Source organism: Methylocystis borbori, from assembly GCF_036576025.1.
Classification (GTDB): domain Bacteria; phylum Pseudomonadota; class Alphaproteobacteria; order Rhizobiales; family Beijerinckiaceae; genus Methylocystis; species Methylocystis borbori.
In genome coordinates this window covers 85674-101203 of the sequence record NZ_JAZHYN010000002.1, presented here as the reverse complement: position 1 = coordinate 101203, position 15530 = coordinate 85674, and the positions used below count along the sequence as shown (strand labels likewise).

Genomic DNA, 15530 nt, shown 5'->3' with positions numbered 1-15530 from the left:
GGCTCAGGCTCCGCCGTTGAAAGAAATCTCTACTTGGGGCCTTTTCGGTCCCGCGAGCGCCGGCGCGGAAGGATCGAGAAAACCCTCGATCCTGGCGATGTAATCGGCCCAGTCCCAGATTTTCGGCAGGACGCCGACCGGCTCGCGCCCGCGCATGACGACGAGGCTTGGCGATACATAGGCGTGAAGCCGCGCGCGCAGCGTTTCTTCGGCTTCCGGCGCGATCAGGGCGCCATGAAGGCGAGGAAAGAAATAGGAAAGCAGCTCCGGCAGCACGACGGCGACATCGCCCGTTTCAGGCCGTCTTGCGCCGTCGCCGGAAAAGAAAAGAAGAGCATGCGCGCGCGCGCCTGACACGCCGTCGAGGAATTCGTCGAGGCTCAGTTCGTCCACGAGCGGCAACCCCGCCTGTTCGATCAGGCGACGCAGCAAAGGCGACATCGGCAACCTCCCAATTTTTCTTTTTTAGAGAAATTGCAATGAGGGCGCCACACCGCGAACTGCGCCTATTTAATTGATTTCATATAATTTTATTGGCCGCAGACTTTAGATTGGCACGATAGACTGGAATCATTCCTTTTACCATCGATAACAATATTTCCAAATTTACGTGATTTTTTCTGTGATTTTCTTCGCTCGAAGCGAGATCGGCCGTCCTCGCCACCGGCGTCAATCTGTCCGGCGAGACAAGGCGTAAGATCACCGAGCTCCCTCACCCAAGTTTAGCCGACTCCCGGGCCTGCGATCCCGTTGAGCACACAGTCTAGCCCTCGGATGAAGACTATTTCCGGGCTCAAATGGTCTACATCGCGCACGACTTTCGCAATCATCGGGAATCGGCCCGTGGCGATCATCCGCTCCAGATAAGGCCAGCTTGCGCTTTGCCATTCCGCCTTGGTCAGGCCGCTCTCCTGCACTGCGATCGCCTCTGCCGCCTCGTCTCGGACCGTTCCGAGTATGTAGGCGTTGACGAGCTTGGTCGCCTGAAAGATCGCGTCAATCCCTTCGAGCTGCGGCGCATTGCCGACGGCAGCCAGCATGGCTTCAAGAAAAGCCAGAGCATTGGGCCCTTGATGCGGCCTTCCCCCCAGCAGCGCCACAAACCAGGGATGGCGGAGCGCCGCCTGACGCATCGCTTGGGCCAGTGCCGTGACCTGCGCGCGCCATGATCCCGCCGCCGCATCGCCTTCAGTGAGCATTTCAGAGTAGACCGCATCAACCATCAGGGCGAGCAGCTCGTCCTTGGTCTTCAGATAGCCATAGAGCCGCATCGGCCCCGCTCCCAACGCACCGGCGACACTGCGCAAAGTGACTGCCGCCAGCCCTTCGGCATCGGCGCGCTCGATCGCGACTCGGACGATGCTCTCGCGACTGAGCGCGACCGGCGCGGGGCGCGGCTGGGGCTCGGGGCGTTCCCAAAGCAGAGTCGGATCATTCTTGCTCATGCGCCGTTCCTAACATCGGGCGCTTGACAAGACAACGTTCTATTATGATACAATATATCTATTAGATACAATGTATCGATTCGATGCGGCGAAGGAATTCCCATGGAAATGAACTCGACCCCGGTTCTCATTGTCGGCGGCGGACTGGTTGGGCTGTCGGCGGCAGTTTTTCTTGCCGCGCGCGGCGTGCCAGCGGTGCTGGTTGAAAGGCATGCCGGGAGTTCGCCGCTGCCGCGAGCGATGGGATTTACCACCCGGACGATGGAGCTCTACCGCGCGGTGGGCCTTGGAGACCAGATTCCACAAACGCCGCCGGGTTTCGGTCACCCTCGCCGATTGAAGGTCGAGAGCCTTGCCGGGAAATGGGCGAGCGAAGAAGTGGCTTGGACGCCGGTCGTTGCGGGCGACGGATCTAGCTCATCGAAGGTCGACTATTCCATCTGCACGGCCGCCGCTTTGGCTCAGGATCTGCTGGAGCCTATTCTTCGCGCTCGCGCGATCGAACTCGGCGCGGACATTCGGCTCACGACCAGACTAATGTCCTTCGAGAAGGATGAAGAGGGCGTCACGGCGCGGATGCGCCAACGTGACGGACAGGACTATGCACTGCGTGCGCAATATGTGATCGCGGCTGATGGACATGCAAGCCCCATCCGCGAAGCGCTGGGCATCGGCCGACAAGGGCGGGGCGTCATGCGAACGGCTCGGAGCGTCCTGTTTCGCGCGCCGCTCGAAGATTACCTGAAATCGGGCGTCAGTCAGTTCGAAATCGAACAGCCGGGCTTCGAAGCGATGCTGACTACCTATCGCGACGCCACCCAGGGTCAGGGCCGATGGCTCCTGATCGCCGCAGATGAGCGTGATTATGACGAAGCTGGCCTGAAGGCGATGATCCAGAAGGCCGTTGGCCGATCCGACTTCGACATCGAGATTATCGCGACGGGGCTTTGGGAGTTGAGCGCGCTAATTGCCGATCGCTTCGCGCTCGGCCGGATTTTCCTCGCCGGAGATGCGGCGCACACATTGCCCCCCGCGCGCGGCGGCTATGGCGCAAATACCGGCATCGAGGACGTTCATAACCTGGCCTGGAAGATCGCTTCAGTTCTCGCGGGAGAATCCCGTCCGGAATTGCTCGATAGCTATGATGCCGAACGGCGACCGATCGCGTGGCTGCGCCACAGCCAAATCTTTGCCCGGCCCGATTATGCGCGATATGCGAGGCCGACGGACAAAGACGTGCCCATCATTGATGATGACGCAATGGAACTGGGCCAGCTCTATCGCTCGTCAGCCGTACTCGGGGCCGGCGCAGATTTGCCGCCAGCGCTGCGCCCGGACCAATGGGCTGGCCAGCCCGGGACGCGCGCGCCGCATGTATGGGTCAGCAAGGATGGCGCACGCAGCTCGACGCTCGATCTGGTACAACCCGACTGGGCGCTGTTGACCAGCGACGAACGCTGGCGTCCTGCGGCTCAGTCAGTAGCCGCGCAGTTTAAGGTCAAACTGGATTGCGTGCTCATTGGCGGCGAAACGATCGCCGCCGCTCCTGTTTCCCACGTTTCGCCACTCGATATGCCCATCGAACAGATTGTGGCGCACCCGGCAGGCAAGGCGGCGCTGGCGGCCCATTTACCTCAAGTCCTCACGCATTCGAGTTACGCCACACTCAAACTCATGAGCCTGCGCCAACTCCTGCCTTTGTCGCAAGGACAGCTGACAGAGGCGGTGCTTGCCGCAGCCGCCGAGGCCCTCGCGGAACTACGATGGAAACCCGCGCCAATTGAGCCGGTTGATCCTGGGTTCGCAAAGGCCTTTGGGATCGGACCCTCCGGCGCCTCACTGATCCGTCCGGATGGCTATATCGCCTGGCGCACAAAAGAATACCCGTCCGAACCGGCACAGGTGCTGGCCAACGCCTTTCAGCGGGTCGCCACTGCATAGCACAAGCTCTAAAGTTGTCTGACGCCCCTACGTACCGAGTTAAAGCGAATGGTGGGTTTGGAATGGGTTTCCTACCATCACTCCCACTCGATCGTTCCCGGCGGTTTGCTCGTCACGTCATAGACCACGCGATTGACGCCCTTCACCTCATTGATGATGCGCGTCGCGGCGCGGCCGAGGAAGCCCATGTCGAAAGGATAGAAATCCGCCGTCATGCCGTCGCTCGACGTCACTGCGCGCAGCGCAATGACATAATCATAAGTGCGTCCATCGCCCATCACGCCGACGCTGCGCACCGGCAGCAGCGCCGCGAAAGCCTGCCAAATCTCGTCGTAAAGCCCGGCCTTACGGATTTCGTCGAGATAGACGGCGTCGGCTTTACGCAGAATCGCAAGTTTCTCGCGCGTGACGACGCCTGGACAGCGGATCGCGAGCCCCGGCCCTGGAAAAGGATGGCGCCCGACGAAGGCTTCGGGCAGGCCGAGTTCGCGGCCCAGCGCGCGCACCTCGTCCTTGAAGAGTTCGCGCAAGGGCTCGACGAGCCGCATGTTCATACGCTCGGGCAGGCCCCCGACATTGTGATGCGACTTAATGGTCACCGAGGGCCCGCCACTGAAGGAGACGCTCTCGATCACGTCGGGGTAGAGCGTGCCCTGCGCCAGAAACTGCGGCGCGCCGCGCCCGTCCTCGGCGATCTTCTTCGCCTCGGCCTCGAAGGTCTCGATGAAGAGCCGCCCAATCGTCTTGCGCTTCGTCTCAGGATCGTCGACGCTTTCGAGCGCGTTCAGGAACAGCTCTTCCGCTTCGACGTGATGCAGCGGAATATTATAATGGTCGCGAAAGAGCCGCACGACTTCTTCCGCCTCGCCCTGCCGCAGCAGGCCGTGATCGACGAAGACGCAAGTGAGGCGCTCGCCGATCGCTTCGTGAATGAGCACCGCCGCGACCGCGCTGTCGACGCCGCCGGAAAGCCCGCCGAGCACGCGCCCGTCGCCAACCTGATGACGGATCGCCGCGACGGCTTCTTGCCGAAAGGCCGCCATCGTCCAGTCGGCTTTCAACCCCGCGACCTTATGCACGAAATTCGAAAGCAGCTTCGCGCCATCGGGCGTATGCGCGACCTCGAGATGGAACTGCACGCCGTAATAGCGCCGCGCCTCGTCAGCGATCGCGGCGAAAGGCGCGTTCTGCGACGCGGCAATGACGTGGAAGCCTTGCGGCAGCTTCGTCACTCGATCGCCATGGCTCATCCAGACGGGAAAGCTGCCGCCCTTCTCCCATACGCCGTCGAAAAGCGCGCTGTGCTCCAGCGCCGTCACCTCGGCGCGGCCGAATTCGCGATGATGTCCGCCTTCGACCTCGCCGCCGAGCTGCGTCGCCATGGTCTGCTCGCCATAGCAGATGCCGAGCACGGGAACGCCGGAATCGAAAATCGCCTGCGGCGCGCGGGGCGAGCCCGCTTCCGTCACCGAAGAGGGGCCGCCCGAGAGGATCACCGCTTTCGGGCGGATGTCGGCGAAGGCGCGCTCGGCGTTCTGGAAAGGCGCGATCTCGCAATAGACGCCCGCCTCGCGCACACGCCGCGCGATGAGCTGAGTCACCTGGGAGCCGAAGTCGACGATCAGCGCCTTGTCGTGGCGATCGGCGATGTCGTGATGGAAGGAGTCGGCGGCGTGGGTCATGAATTCTCTTTTTTATATTCCCCCGACCGCGCCTCTCCCGCTTTGCGCGGGAGAGGAGTCCGATCTGGGCCAGAACAACGAACCGCGCAATGTCCATCGTTAGAGTTCCCTCTCTCAGTCCAAAGTCGGCTATTGCCGACTTTGGCATCGATGCGCAAACGGGAAACACCCGGTTTGCGCAGCAAGAGAGGGACAGACACCGGACAATCTCTCCTCAACGCGCAACGTATGGAGCACGCCGTCAAATCCCGACGTAAACCGCCGCATTGGTCACGCGCAAGACCGAAAAGTCCGTTGGTCTGAACCCCGTCTTTAAGAAGAAGCCGCGCTAGGCCGCCTTGCGCTTGGGCGTCAGCAGCTTGCGGTTCATCAGCACTTCCGCGATCTGCACGGCGTTGAGCGCCGCGCCCTTGCGCAGATTGTCGGAGACGCACCAGAGCACGAGGCCGTTGTCGACCGTCGGGTCGTCGCGGATGCGCGAGACATAGGTCGCATCTTCGCCCGCCGCCTCATGCGGCGTGATATAGCCGCCCGGCTCGTGTTTATCGATGACGAGCACGCCGGGCGCCTCGCGCAATATGTCGCGCGCTTCGTCCGCGGAGATCGGCTTTTCGAATTCTATGTTCACCGCCTCGGAATGGCCGATGAACACCGGCACGCGCACGCAGGTCGCGACCAGCTTGATCTTGGGATCCAAGATCTTCTTCGTCTCCGCGACCATCTTCCACTCTTCCTTGGTGAAGCCGTCCTCCATGAAGACGTCGATCTGCGGAATGAGGTTGAAGGCGATGCGCTTGGGAAACTTCTTCGCCTCGACGGGATCCGAGACAAAGACCGAGCGCGTCTGCGCGAAAAGTTCGTCCATCCCCTCCTTGCCCGCGCCGGAAACCGACTGATAGGTCGAAACCACGACGCGCGTGATCTTCGCCGCGTCGTGCAGCGGCTTCAACGCGACGACAAGCTGCGCGGTCGAGCAATTGGGGTTGGCGATGATGTTCTTCTTGGGGAAGCCCGCGGCGGCCTGCGCGTTCACCTCCGGCACGACGAGCGGCACGTCGGGGTCCATGCGCCAGGCGGAGGAATTGTCGATCACGACGCATCCCTGCGCGCCGATTTTCGGCGCCCATTCCTTCGCGACCGTCCCGCCCGCGGACATGAGACAAATGTCCGTCGTGGAGAAGTCGTAGGACTCGAGCGCCTTGCACTTAAGCACCTTGTCGCCGAAGGAGACTTCGACGCCGATCGAACGCGACGAGGCGAGCGCGACGACCTCCGACACCGGGAAGCGACGCTCGGCGAGAATATCGAGCATTTCGCGGCCGACATTGCCCGTGGCCCCTACGACCGCGACCTTATACGCCATGATGCGACTCCAGCCGGCTCGAGCCGGCGCATGAACTAAAAGGGAAGGCCGACGGACATATTGCCCGAGGGCGAGACGCCGATGGGCATGGAGCCCTTCGCTGAGCCGCTGCTGGGCGTTGTTTCCTTTTCGCCCGGTTTGGGCGGCGGCGCCTTGCCGGGAGACCAGCCTTCGAGTTCGCCGAACTGGCGGTCGGGCGTGCGGCCCCCCTGCTGCTGCGGCCCGGCGCCCTGGACGGAGCCCTGCGGCGCGCGGGCCTTCTTGCCCTTCGCCTTGGGCGAAGCCGTTGCGGCCCCCGGATCGTCGAGCGATTTGGGGTCGAATTGCACCTCCTGCGCCGACGCCGCCAGCCCGCTGGCGGCGATCATGAAAGCGGCGGCGAGAAGGGGTCCGCGAAAGGCGCGCGCGCGAGACGACATGGCTCCAATCTCCGAGAATGACTTAAGGCCGTCCTAAACCGGCGGCGCGGCGCAATCAAGGCGGCGTTCCGCCGCCTTAAGGCCCCGAACCGCCGTCCCAACGACGCGGCGCGGTTTCCCCGGGGCGCGGCTTCGGCCCCGCTCACCCTTCCATGCGGGCGATCGCCAGATTTTTGAGCTCCGCGATGGCCTTGGCCGGTTCGAGGTGCTTGGGGCAGGCCTTGGTGCAGTTCATGATCGTATGGCAGCGGTAAAGGCGGAAAACATCGTCCACATAGTCGATGCGGGCGGGAGCCGCCTCATCGCGCGAATCCTGGACCCAGCGATAGGCCTGCAGCAGCGCCGCGGGGCCCAGATAGCGGTCAGCGTTCCACCAATAACTCGGGCACGAAGTTGAACAGCAGGCGCAGAGAATGCACTCGTATAGCCCGTCGAGCTTGGCGCGCTGCTGCGGCGTTTGCAGCCGCTCCTTTTCGGGCGCGGCGCCCGCCTGCAGCCAGGGTTCGATCGCTGCGTGCTGCTCGTAGAAGATGGTGAGGTCGGGCACGAGATCCTTCACCACCGCCATATGCGGCAGGGGATAGATTTTGATGACGCCCTCGATCTCGTCCATGCCCTTGGTGCAGGCGAGCGTATTGGTGCCGTCGATGTTCATGGAGCAGGAGCCGCAAATGCCCTCGCGACAAGAGCGGCGGAAGGTGAGCGTCGGATCGATCGTATTCTTGATGAAGATGATCGCGTCGAGCACCATCGGCCCGCAATTATCCATGTCGACGAAATATGTGTCGATGCGCGGATTGGCGCCATCGTCCGGGTTCCAGCGATAGATGCGCAATTCGCGCAGATTCGTCGCGCCCTCGGGCCTCGGCCAAGTCTTGCCTTCGGCGATGACGGAGTTTTTTGGAAGGGCGAATTCGACCATCTCAATACACCCTTGCCTTGGGCTCGATATAGGCCACCTCGTTCGTCATCGTATAGCTGTGCACCGGGCGGTAATCGATCCAGGTCGTCTTCGCCGCGCGATCGATCGTCGCCAGCGTATGTTTCATCCAATTCTTGTCGTCGCGCTCGGGAAAATCCTCGCGGGCGTGCGCGCCGCGCGACTCCGTGCGGCTCGCCGCGCTTTCCATGGTCGTCACCGCCTGCACGATGAGATTGTCATATTCGAGCGTCTCGACGAGATCGGAATTCCAGATCAGCGAACGGTCCGTCACCTTCACATTGGCGGTGTCGCGCCAGACGTCGTTGATGAGCGCGACGCCTTCGGCGAGCACGTCGCCCGTGCGATAGACCGAGCAATGCGACTGCATCGTGCGCTGCATGCGCTCGCGCAGCGTCGCTGTCGACTCCGAGCCATTGGCGTTGCGGAAGAAATCGAGCCGCGATAGGGCGAAATCGGCGGAATCCGCCGGCAGCTCCCGCTGCGCGTCGCCCGGCTTGACCAGTTCTGCGGCGCGCAGCCCCGCCGCGCGGCCGAAGACGACAAGGTCGATCAGCGAATTCGAGCCAAGACGATTCGCGCCATGCACCGAGACGCAGGCGGCTTCGCCCAGCGCCATCAGGCCCGGCACCACGGCGTCTGGATCGCCGTCGCGCTTGCGCACGACTTCGCCGTGATAATTCGTCGGTATGCCGCCCATATTGTAATGCGCGGTCGGAATGATCGGGATCGGCTCGCGCGTCACGTCGACGCCGGCGAAAATCTTGGCGCTTTCGGAGATGCCCGGCAGGCGCTCGTGCAGAATCGCCGGATCGAGATGCTCCAGATGTAGATGGGCGTGGTCGGCGCGCTTGCCGACGCCCCTGCCCTCGCGCACCTCCATAGTGATGGCGCGCGAGACCATGTCGCGCGGCGCGAGGTCCTTCACCGAAGGCGCGTAACGCTCCATGAAGCGCTCGCCTTCGCTATTCGTCAGATAGCCGCCCTCGCCGCGCGCGCCCTCCGTAATCAGGCAGCCCGCGCCGTAAATGCCGGTTGGGTGAAACTGCACGAACTCCATGTCCTGCAACGGCAGGCCAGCCCGCAGCGCCATGCCGCCGCCGTCGCCCGTGCAGGTATGCGCCGACGTCGCGGAGAAATAGATGCGGCCATAGCCGCCGGTGGCGAGCACGGTGAGCGCGGCGCGGAAGCGATGGATCGTTCCGTCGTCGAGCTTCAGGCACACGACGCCGCGGCAGGCGCCGTCGCTGTCCATAATCAGGTCGATCGCGAAATATTCGATGAAGAATTTCGTCTGTTGCTTGAGCGCCTGGCCGTACATCGTGTGCAGCATCGCATGGCCGGTGCGGTCGGCGGCGGCGCAGGTGCGCTGCGCGGGCGGTCCCTTGCCGAAATCCGTGGTCATGCCGCCAAAGGGGCGCTGATAGATCTTGCCTTCGGCGGTGCGCGAAAAGGGCACGCCCCAATGTTCGAGTTCGTAAACCGCCTCTGGGGCGTTGCGGCACAAATATTCGATCGCGTCCTGGTCGCCGAGCCAGTCGGAGCCCTTGACCGTGTCGTACATGTGCCATTTCCAGTTGTCCGGCCCCATATTGCCGAGCGCGGCGGCGACGCCGCCCTGCGCCGCGACGGTATGCGACCGGGTCGGAAACACCTTCGTCACGCAGGCGACGTCGAGCCCCGCGTTGGCGCAGCCGACGACGGCGCGTAGGCCGGAGCCGCCGGCGCCCACGACGACGACGTCAAAGGTGTGATCGACGATTGGATACGCCCGGCCGCCGATCGACACATTTGCAGCAACGCCCTTTGCAACCATTGATCAAGCCTTCTTGAATCTATTCTGAATCGCGCTGCAACCGAGCCGTCGCCGCGCGCTCCGACGGCGTTCGATTCGCGCTCCGCGCATTATCTGGGCGCCGCGATAATGAGAATCGCGACGACCCAGATCGCCGCGACGGCGAAGGCGATCCATTTGTTGGCCGCGAGCGCCTTCGCCTTGAGCGCCTCGTCATGCACATAGTCCTCGATGATCTCATTCATGCCCTGCCGGGCATGAAGCATGCCGATCGCCGCGAAAGCGATGAGAACGAGCGCAGGCAGGGGACGCCCGATCTCGGCGCGCACGCCATCGAGCGGCTTGCCGGCGGCGCCAAGCAAAAACCAGGCGGCGAGAACGCCGAGCGGCGCCAGGGCGTAGGAGGTTCGGCGCATGAAGAGCGCATGATGCGAGCCGGCGTGGTCCGAGACATAGGCCTCGCCCCGCCCCTTACGCTCGCTCTTGAAATGGGTCGCGATCGTCATCGAGCCCTCCCGCTCAACTAGCCAGCGTCTTGAGGATGACGGCGAGCGCCGTCAGCAGCAGTCCGCCGCCGAGCGTCGCCTGGGCGAGAAATTCCCGGCCTTCGGGATCCATGTAGAGACCGCGGTCCCACAGCGCATGGCGCACGCCGCCGAGCAGATGATGGAAGATCGCCCAGACGACCATGAGGATGATGGCGTCGCCGATGAAGCCCGAGCCGATCCAGGCGACGGCGGAGAAGGCGCCGCCGCCAACCGCCGCGCCCAGCAGGAACAGCGCAAGCAAGGCCATGCCGACATACAGCGCCGCGCCGGTGATGCGATGCGCGATGGACATCGCCATCGTCAGCATCGGCTTGTAAACGGTCAAATGCGGCGACAGCGGCCGCCGCGACGCGAGCCTGTCCGTGTCAGCGTCGGTCAATGAGTGCCCCCTCTCTCCGCGCGCTCATACCAACTCGGAACGCTTCCAACGAAATAATTCAATTGTTGCGGCGCCGCAACCGCGCGCGGCTCTGGGAGACGGGCGTTCGCCGTCACAAAAGACAAAAGCCCCGTCGCCGGGGCTTTTGCGCATGTCGTATTTTGTGGCGCTCAGTATTTCGCGAGCACCGGCGCCGGCGGGGCCGAAAGCCAGCCGAGACGCCAGTTGAGGCCGGCGCGCACGGTGTGCATATGCACGCGGTGCTGCGCCGAGGGAGCGCCCGAATAGGTCGCGCCCAGATTGGTATAGAGATATTCGACCTTCGCCGACCAATTCTGGAGGAAAGCGTATTCCGCGCCGCCGCCGACGGTCCAGCCCGTCGCCGTCTGGCGGAAGCCGTTGAAGATGGGCAGGTTCAGCTTGACGTCGCCATAGGCGAAGCCGCCCGTTCCGTAGAAGAGGAGTTCGGGCTTGAACAGCGAGACGCCGAGCCGGCCGCGCACCGTGCCGAACCAGCTGACGCTGCGGGTTGCGCTGCCCCACCAGCCGCCGCCATTGCCGCCGCCGATGCTCGTGCCTTGAATATCCGTTTCAATGCCGACGACGAAGAGCGGCGAAACCTGGTAATTATAGCCGATCTGGCCGCCGCCGACGACGCCGGAGCCCGTATTGTTGCCGTTGAGCGCATAGACCGGCCACCAGCCGAAGCCGTTCCAGGTGTTCGACCAGCCGGCCACGTTGTAACGGTCGAGCCAGCCGCCGCCGATGTTGGCGCCGACATAGACGCCGGTCCAGCTAAAGAGCGGGGGCGGCGGGGGAAGCGGCGGCGCTTTGCGAGAAGGGAGATCGGCGGCGCCGGCGGAAGCGGCGGAGAGCAGCGCAGCTGCAAAACCGAGAGCAATTTTTTTCATCGTGAGCCTCGTGGATGCATTTTCCAAGACCGGGACGCCCCGCCCTTTAGAGTATTAACCGTCAGCAATCGGCGGATGAGGCACGTATACTCTCTCAATGATGCATTGGCTCGCGATTCATCGCAATTGAACGGCGTTCTATGCGTATTTCGTCAACATGTTGCGCGCGCGCAACACTCTCGTCAGCGTCTCCGCGCCGCGAGCAATCCGGCAAGCGCCAGCAAGGCGCAAAGGCCGCCTGCGAGAAAGGCCGCCACGGGCCCATAGGCGTCCCACAAGGCGCCTGCGGCGGCGCTGGCGACGAGCAAGGCCAATCCGCTCGTCAAATTGAAGACGCCGAAGGCGGAGCCGCGCAGAGCCGCCGGCGCCGTGTCGGCGACGAGCGCGGCGAAGAGTCCTTGCGTCAGCCCCATATGCAGGCCCCACAGCGCGACGCCGAGCCACATCAGCGGCTGCTCCTCTGCGAACGCCAGCGCAATATCGGCGGCGACGAGCGCGAGAAGGCCCAGCGCGAGCGGCTTGACGCGATCGCCGCGATCCGAAAAGGCGCCGGCCGGATAGGAGGAGCCGGCGTAGACGATGTTCATCGCGACCAGCACGAGCGGCGCGAGCGCTGTCGGCAGCCCCACGGCCTGCGCCTTCAAGATCAGAAAGGCCTCCGAAAAGCGCGCAAGGCCAAAGACGACGCCGATCGCGACGACAGTCCAGAACGGCGCGCCGAGTCGGCGGATTTCATCGATATGCAGCGGAAAACGCGCCGGCCGCGGCGGTCGCGCGCTTTCCGGCTCGCGCACCGCGAGCGCCAGCACGATCACCGCGAGAATCGCTGGAATCGTCGCGACCCAGAATACGGCGCGGATATTGTCGATGGTCAGCCACATCACCAGGACGGCCGCCGCCGGTCCCATAAAGGCGCCGGCCGTGTCGAGCGATTGCCGAAGGCCGAAAGCCGCGCCGCGAATCGCCGGCGGCGCGATGTCGGCGACGAGCGCGTCGCGGGGCGCGCCGCGCACGCCCTTGCCGACGCGGTCGATGAAGCGCGCCGCCGTGACCCAGGCGACATTGGGCGCGAGCGGAAACATGGGTTTCGTTAGCGCCGCAAGCCCATAGCCGATGACGGCGAGGAGCTTGCGTCGACCGAACCAGTCGGAAAGCGCGCCCGAGAAAATCTTGACGATCGAAGCCGTCGCCTCGGCGACGCCCTCGATGAAGCCAACCTCGACCATGGAGGCGCCGAGCGCGCCGACGAGATAGATCGGCAGCAGCGCATGGATCATCTCGGAGGAAAAATCCATGAGCAGCGAGACAAGGCCGAGCGCCCAGACGCCGGAAGGAATGGCGCGCAGGCGCGACGGGCTGATGAGACTTTTCATGACGCCTCGAGCGAACGGGGCGACCTTCTCCCATAGAGAGAGAGTTAGAACAAGCGCGCGAAAACCCTCTCACAGGATGAGAGGGTTGGCCCGCGCTGTATCCAAAACCCGCTTTCAGGCGAACGCCACGCCCGTCGGCGCGCTCTGCTTCAAAGCCTCGGCGAGGCGCGCGACGCCGTTCTCGATCTCCCTTTCGGTGAGCGCGACAAAGCCGAACATCAAGAAACGGTCGCCGTCGCTTTCATCGAAGCGCAGCGCCGAGCCCGTCGCGAGCGAACAGACGCCGACGCCCGCGGCAAGACCCTTCGCCTCGATCTCGGTCGCGCTGGGAAAGCCCGCCGGCAGTCTCCACACGAGATGCATGCCGGCCTGCTCGCCATAGATTTCACACGCGCCGAAATGGTTCTTGAGCGCATTCAGCAAGGCGTCGCGCCGCTCGCGATAGAGCTGGCGGATGCGCCGCAAATGGCGTCCGAATTCGCCGCTCGCCATGAAATCCGCCATCGCCGCCTGCTCCAGCCAGCTCTGGCCATTGTTCATCAGCATTTTCATCCGCCGCGCGGCCTCCACGAGACGGCGCGGCAAGACGACGTAGCCGAGCCGCAGGCCCGGCCCCATGCATTTCGAGAAGGTGCCGAGATAGATGACGCGCTCGTTGCGGTCGAGGCCCTTCAGCGCCGTGAGCGGCGAACCGACGAAGCGGAAGTCGCTGTCGTAATCGTCCTCAATGACATAGGCGTCATATTGCGTCGCCCATGACAGCAGCTCCAGCCGGCGCTGCAGACTCATCGTCACGCCGATCGGATATTGATGCGAAGGGGTGACATAGGCGAGCGCGCCCTTCACGCGCGGCAATTGCGAAACGTCGAGCCCGTCCTCGTCGACGGGCGCGGGATGGAGCGTCGCGCCCAGGCTTTCGAACACGAAGGCGGCGCCCTGATAACAAGGCGATTCGACCGCCGCGATCGATCCCGGCGTCACCAGCAGCCGGCCGACGAGATTGAATCCGTCCTGGCAGCCGCCGACGATGACGATCTGATCGGGATCGACGATGACGCCCCGCGCCGGCGCGAGATGCTTGGCGATCGCGCGCCGCAATTCAGGGAGGCCGGCGGGGTCGTTGTAGCTCGTCAAATTGGCGCCCGCGGCCTTCAGCCGGTTCTTGATATGGTGCGACCAGGCCTTGAGCGGAAAGGAGCGCGCGTCGGGCCTGCCGACCCAGAAATCGGCCGCGAGGCGCCGCCGCGCCGGATCGGCAAGGCGATGCGTGCGCAGCGCGCTCCCGAGCGGCGGCGATGGCGATTCGGCCGTCTCCTCGCTCTCCTCGACCGGCGGGGCGCCCCCGTCGGCGGAAAGGAAGGCCGTGTCGGGCAGATCCGGCGCGACGAAAGTCCCGACATAGGGTTTGGTGCGGATATAGCCCTCGGCCATGAGCCGCTCATAAGCGAGAACAGCCGTATTGCGCGAGACGGCGAGCTGGCTGCTCAATTCGCGCGTCGTCGGCATCGGGTCGTCGCCCTTCAACTGGCCATTGAGGATCATCGACCGAATCTGATTGAATATCTGGGTCTGCAGCGTGATCTTTTCGGACTCGCCCAGGATGATCGAAAGCTGCGCATGGCTGCTTCTCACAATGGGCGCGGAACGTTCTGCGGACGGAATGGGCATCGTTCAACTCCTCTGGGCGCATGCTAACGCCCGCTGGAGCTCTCCGCATAGGTCCACATAAGAAGTAAAAATTGGCGCCACCATGGAAGGCGATGCTCCCGGAAAACCTCAGCCAGACCGGGGCGAAAAACGATCGATTGGCGCCATTAGGTTGTGGCGTCCTGGCGCTTTTCTTAGGGCAGAACTTATAGAAATCTTTCATCGCCTTATCGGCGCCCAAGAGAATTGGGGGGAGAAAAAATGCCGCTAGCCAATTCGCGCATCGTGCCGCTGGCCTTCTGGGCCGCCTTTCTGGCGCTGGGACTGTTCACCAGCACGGGCCATGACAAGCCCCACGCGCGCGAAGCGGGCAAGGCGCATGAGGTGAACCTCGCCACCGCCGGCGCCGGCAAACCCCTCCCCGCCTCGACCATACAGCCCAAGGAAGACGCAATTCCCGTCATCCTGCGCGACTGAAATTTTCGTTCCCGACCTCACAAAAACGCCGCGCGAGCGGCGTTTTTTTTTCGGGCAGACGACTTCCGCCGGCTATCCTTTCCGCCGCATCGGCGCGATGTGGTTCAGCACCGTGATCGACAGAAAGCCGCCGGCCCATGCGCCGATCGCGGCGAAGGCCACATAGGCCCAGTTGGACGTGTAGCTGATCACCGCGAAGGCGGAGAGCAGATACCAGATGCTGCTCCATGTCGCGGCCGCCATGCGACGGCGTTCCGACACCGCCGCGTTGAAGAACACATAAGCGCCGTCCGTGACGGCGGTCGAGGCGGCGACGCCCGCGGCAATCAGCGGGTCGATCGTGGGCAAATCCATAACTTCCTCCGCTTTCGCTGCTTGCCGCGCGGGCTTCCCCGAAGCTATGAACCGCAAGCCGGGGCGGAGCAATCGCGGAGATGCGTTGCGCGGCCTTGGCCCCTTCGGCGCTCGCCTGTCGCGGCCGCTGTCCTCGGGCGCATCGACCATCAGGGCGCGACGCGCTATTCGATGAAGCTTCGGGAATGATTGGATAGAATGCTTCCCAAAAGGCGAGCCGCCGCCAGGCAAATTTCGCGGCGCCTTCGCCGCGCAT

The 15530-nt window shown here is 63.7% G+C and carries 15 protein-coding genes; 2 read left to right on the top strand and 13 right to left on the bottom strand.

All coding sequences use genetic code 11. The annotated features are described in order from the left end of the window. Positions 1-3: 3 nt before the first annotated feature. Complete coding sequence (locus V3H18_RS01325; RefSeq protein WP_332080067.1) at positions 4-441, bottom strand: thioredoxin domain-containing protein; 438 nt, start codon at positions 439-441, stop codon at positions 4-6. Positions 442-722: 281 nt separating this feature from the next. Next, positions 723-1445: a TetR/AcrR family transcriptional regulator gene (locus tag V3H18_RS01320; protein WP_332080066.1), complete on the bottom strand. Its 723-nt coding sequence runs from the start codon at positions 1443-1445 to the stop codon at positions 723-725. Between the two features lie 102 nt (positions 1446-1547). On the opposite strand from V3H18_RS01320, the gene V3H18_RS01315 reads away from it, so the two are divergent. Then, positions 1548-3386, top strand: a complete 1839-nt coding sequence (locus tag V3H18_RS01315) for an FAD-dependent monooxygenase (protein WP_332080065.1) — start codon at positions 1548-1550, stop codon at positions 3384-3386. Between the two features lie 77 nt (positions 3387-3463). Here V3H18_RS01315 and guaA read toward each other — a convergent pair whose 3' ends face one another. From guaA to pdxR, 10 genes are all read right to left on the bottom strand, one after another. Beyond that, the gene (guaA, locus tag V3H18_RS01310; protein WP_332080064.1) at positions 3464-5068 is read right to left on the bottom strand and encodes a glutamine-hydrolyzing GMP synthase; all 1605 of its coding nucleotides are present in this window, start codon (positions 5066-5068) and stop codon (positions 3464-3466) included. A gap of 328 nt (positions 5069-5396) precedes the next feature. Next, positions 5397-6431 (bottom strand): aspartate-semialdehyde dehydrogenase, encoded by a 1035-nt coding sequence (locus V3H18_RS01305; protein WP_332080063.1) that lies wholly within the window; start codon positions 6429-6431, stop codon positions 5397-5399. A 35-nt stretch (positions 6432-6466) separates the two neighbouring features. Next, complete coding sequence (locus V3H18_RS01300; RefSeq protein ID WP_332080062.1) at positions 6467-6850, bottom strand: hypothetical protein; 384 nt, start codon at positions 6848-6850, stop codon at positions 6467-6469. A 142-nt stretch (positions 6851-6992) separates the two neighbouring features. Continuing rightward, the gene (locus V3H18_RS01295) at positions 6993-7772 is read right to left on the bottom strand and encodes a succinate dehydrogenase iron-sulfur subunit (protein ID WP_332080061.1); all 780 of its coding nucleotides are present in this window, start codon (positions 7770-7772) and stop codon (positions 6993-6995) included. Position 7773: 1 nt separating this feature from the next. Further along, complete coding sequence (gene sdhA / locus V3H18_RS01290) at positions 7774-9606, bottom strand: succinate dehydrogenase flavoprotein subunit (protein WP_332080060.1); 1833 nt, start codon at positions 9604-9606, stop codon at positions 7774-7776. A gap of 89 nt (positions 9607-9695) precedes the next feature. Further along, complete coding sequence (sdhD, locus tag V3H18_RS01285; protein ID WP_332080059.1) at positions 9696-10091, bottom strand: succinate dehydrogenase, hydrophobic membrane anchor protein; 396 nt, start codon at positions 10089-10091, stop codon at positions 9696-9698. Positions 10092-10104: 13 nt separating this feature from the next. Next, positions 10105-10512, bottom strand: coding sequence for a succinate dehydrogenase, cytochrome b556 subunit (sdhC, locus tag V3H18_RS01280; protein WP_332080058.1), 408 nt, complete (start codon positions 10510-10512; stop codon positions 10105-10107). A 170-nt stretch (positions 10513-10682) separates the two neighbouring features. Continuing rightward, the gene (locus V3H18_RS01275) at positions 10683-11423 is read right to left on the bottom strand and encodes an outer membrane protein (RefSeq protein ID WP_332080057.1); all 741 of its coding nucleotides are present in this window, start codon (positions 11421-11423) and stop codon (positions 10683-10685) included. A 182-nt stretch (positions 11424-11605) separates the two neighbouring features. Beyond that, positions 11606-12796, bottom strand: a complete 1191-nt coding sequence (locus V3H18_RS01270) for an MFS transporter (protein ID WP_332080056.1) — start codon at positions 12794-12796, stop codon at positions 11606-11608. Positions 12797-12910: 114 nt separating this feature from the next. Then, on the bottom strand, positions 12911-14464 hold the full coding sequence (gene pdxR, locus V3H18_RS01265) for a MocR-like pyridoxine biosynthesis transcription factor PdxR (RefSeq protein WP_332080055.1): 1554 nt from the start codon (positions 14462-14464) through the stop codon (positions 12911-12913). Between the two features lie 240 nt (positions 14465-14704). Between pdxR and V3H18_RS01260 the strand changes: the two genes are divergently transcribed. After that, positions 14705-14920 (top strand): hypothetical protein, encoded by a 216-nt coding sequence (locus V3H18_RS01260; RefSeq protein WP_332080054.1) that lies wholly within the window; start codon positions 14705-14707, stop codon positions 14918-14920. 72 nt (positions 14921-14992) lie between these two features. Here the strand turns inward: V3H18_RS01260 and V3H18_RS01255 are convergent, their stop codons facing one another. After that, positions 14993-15274: a hypothetical protein gene (locus V3H18_RS01255; protein ID WP_332080053.1), complete on the bottom strand. Its 282-nt coding sequence runs from the start codon at positions 15272-15274 to the stop codon at positions 14993-14995. Positions 15275-15530: the final 256 nt, after the last annotated feature.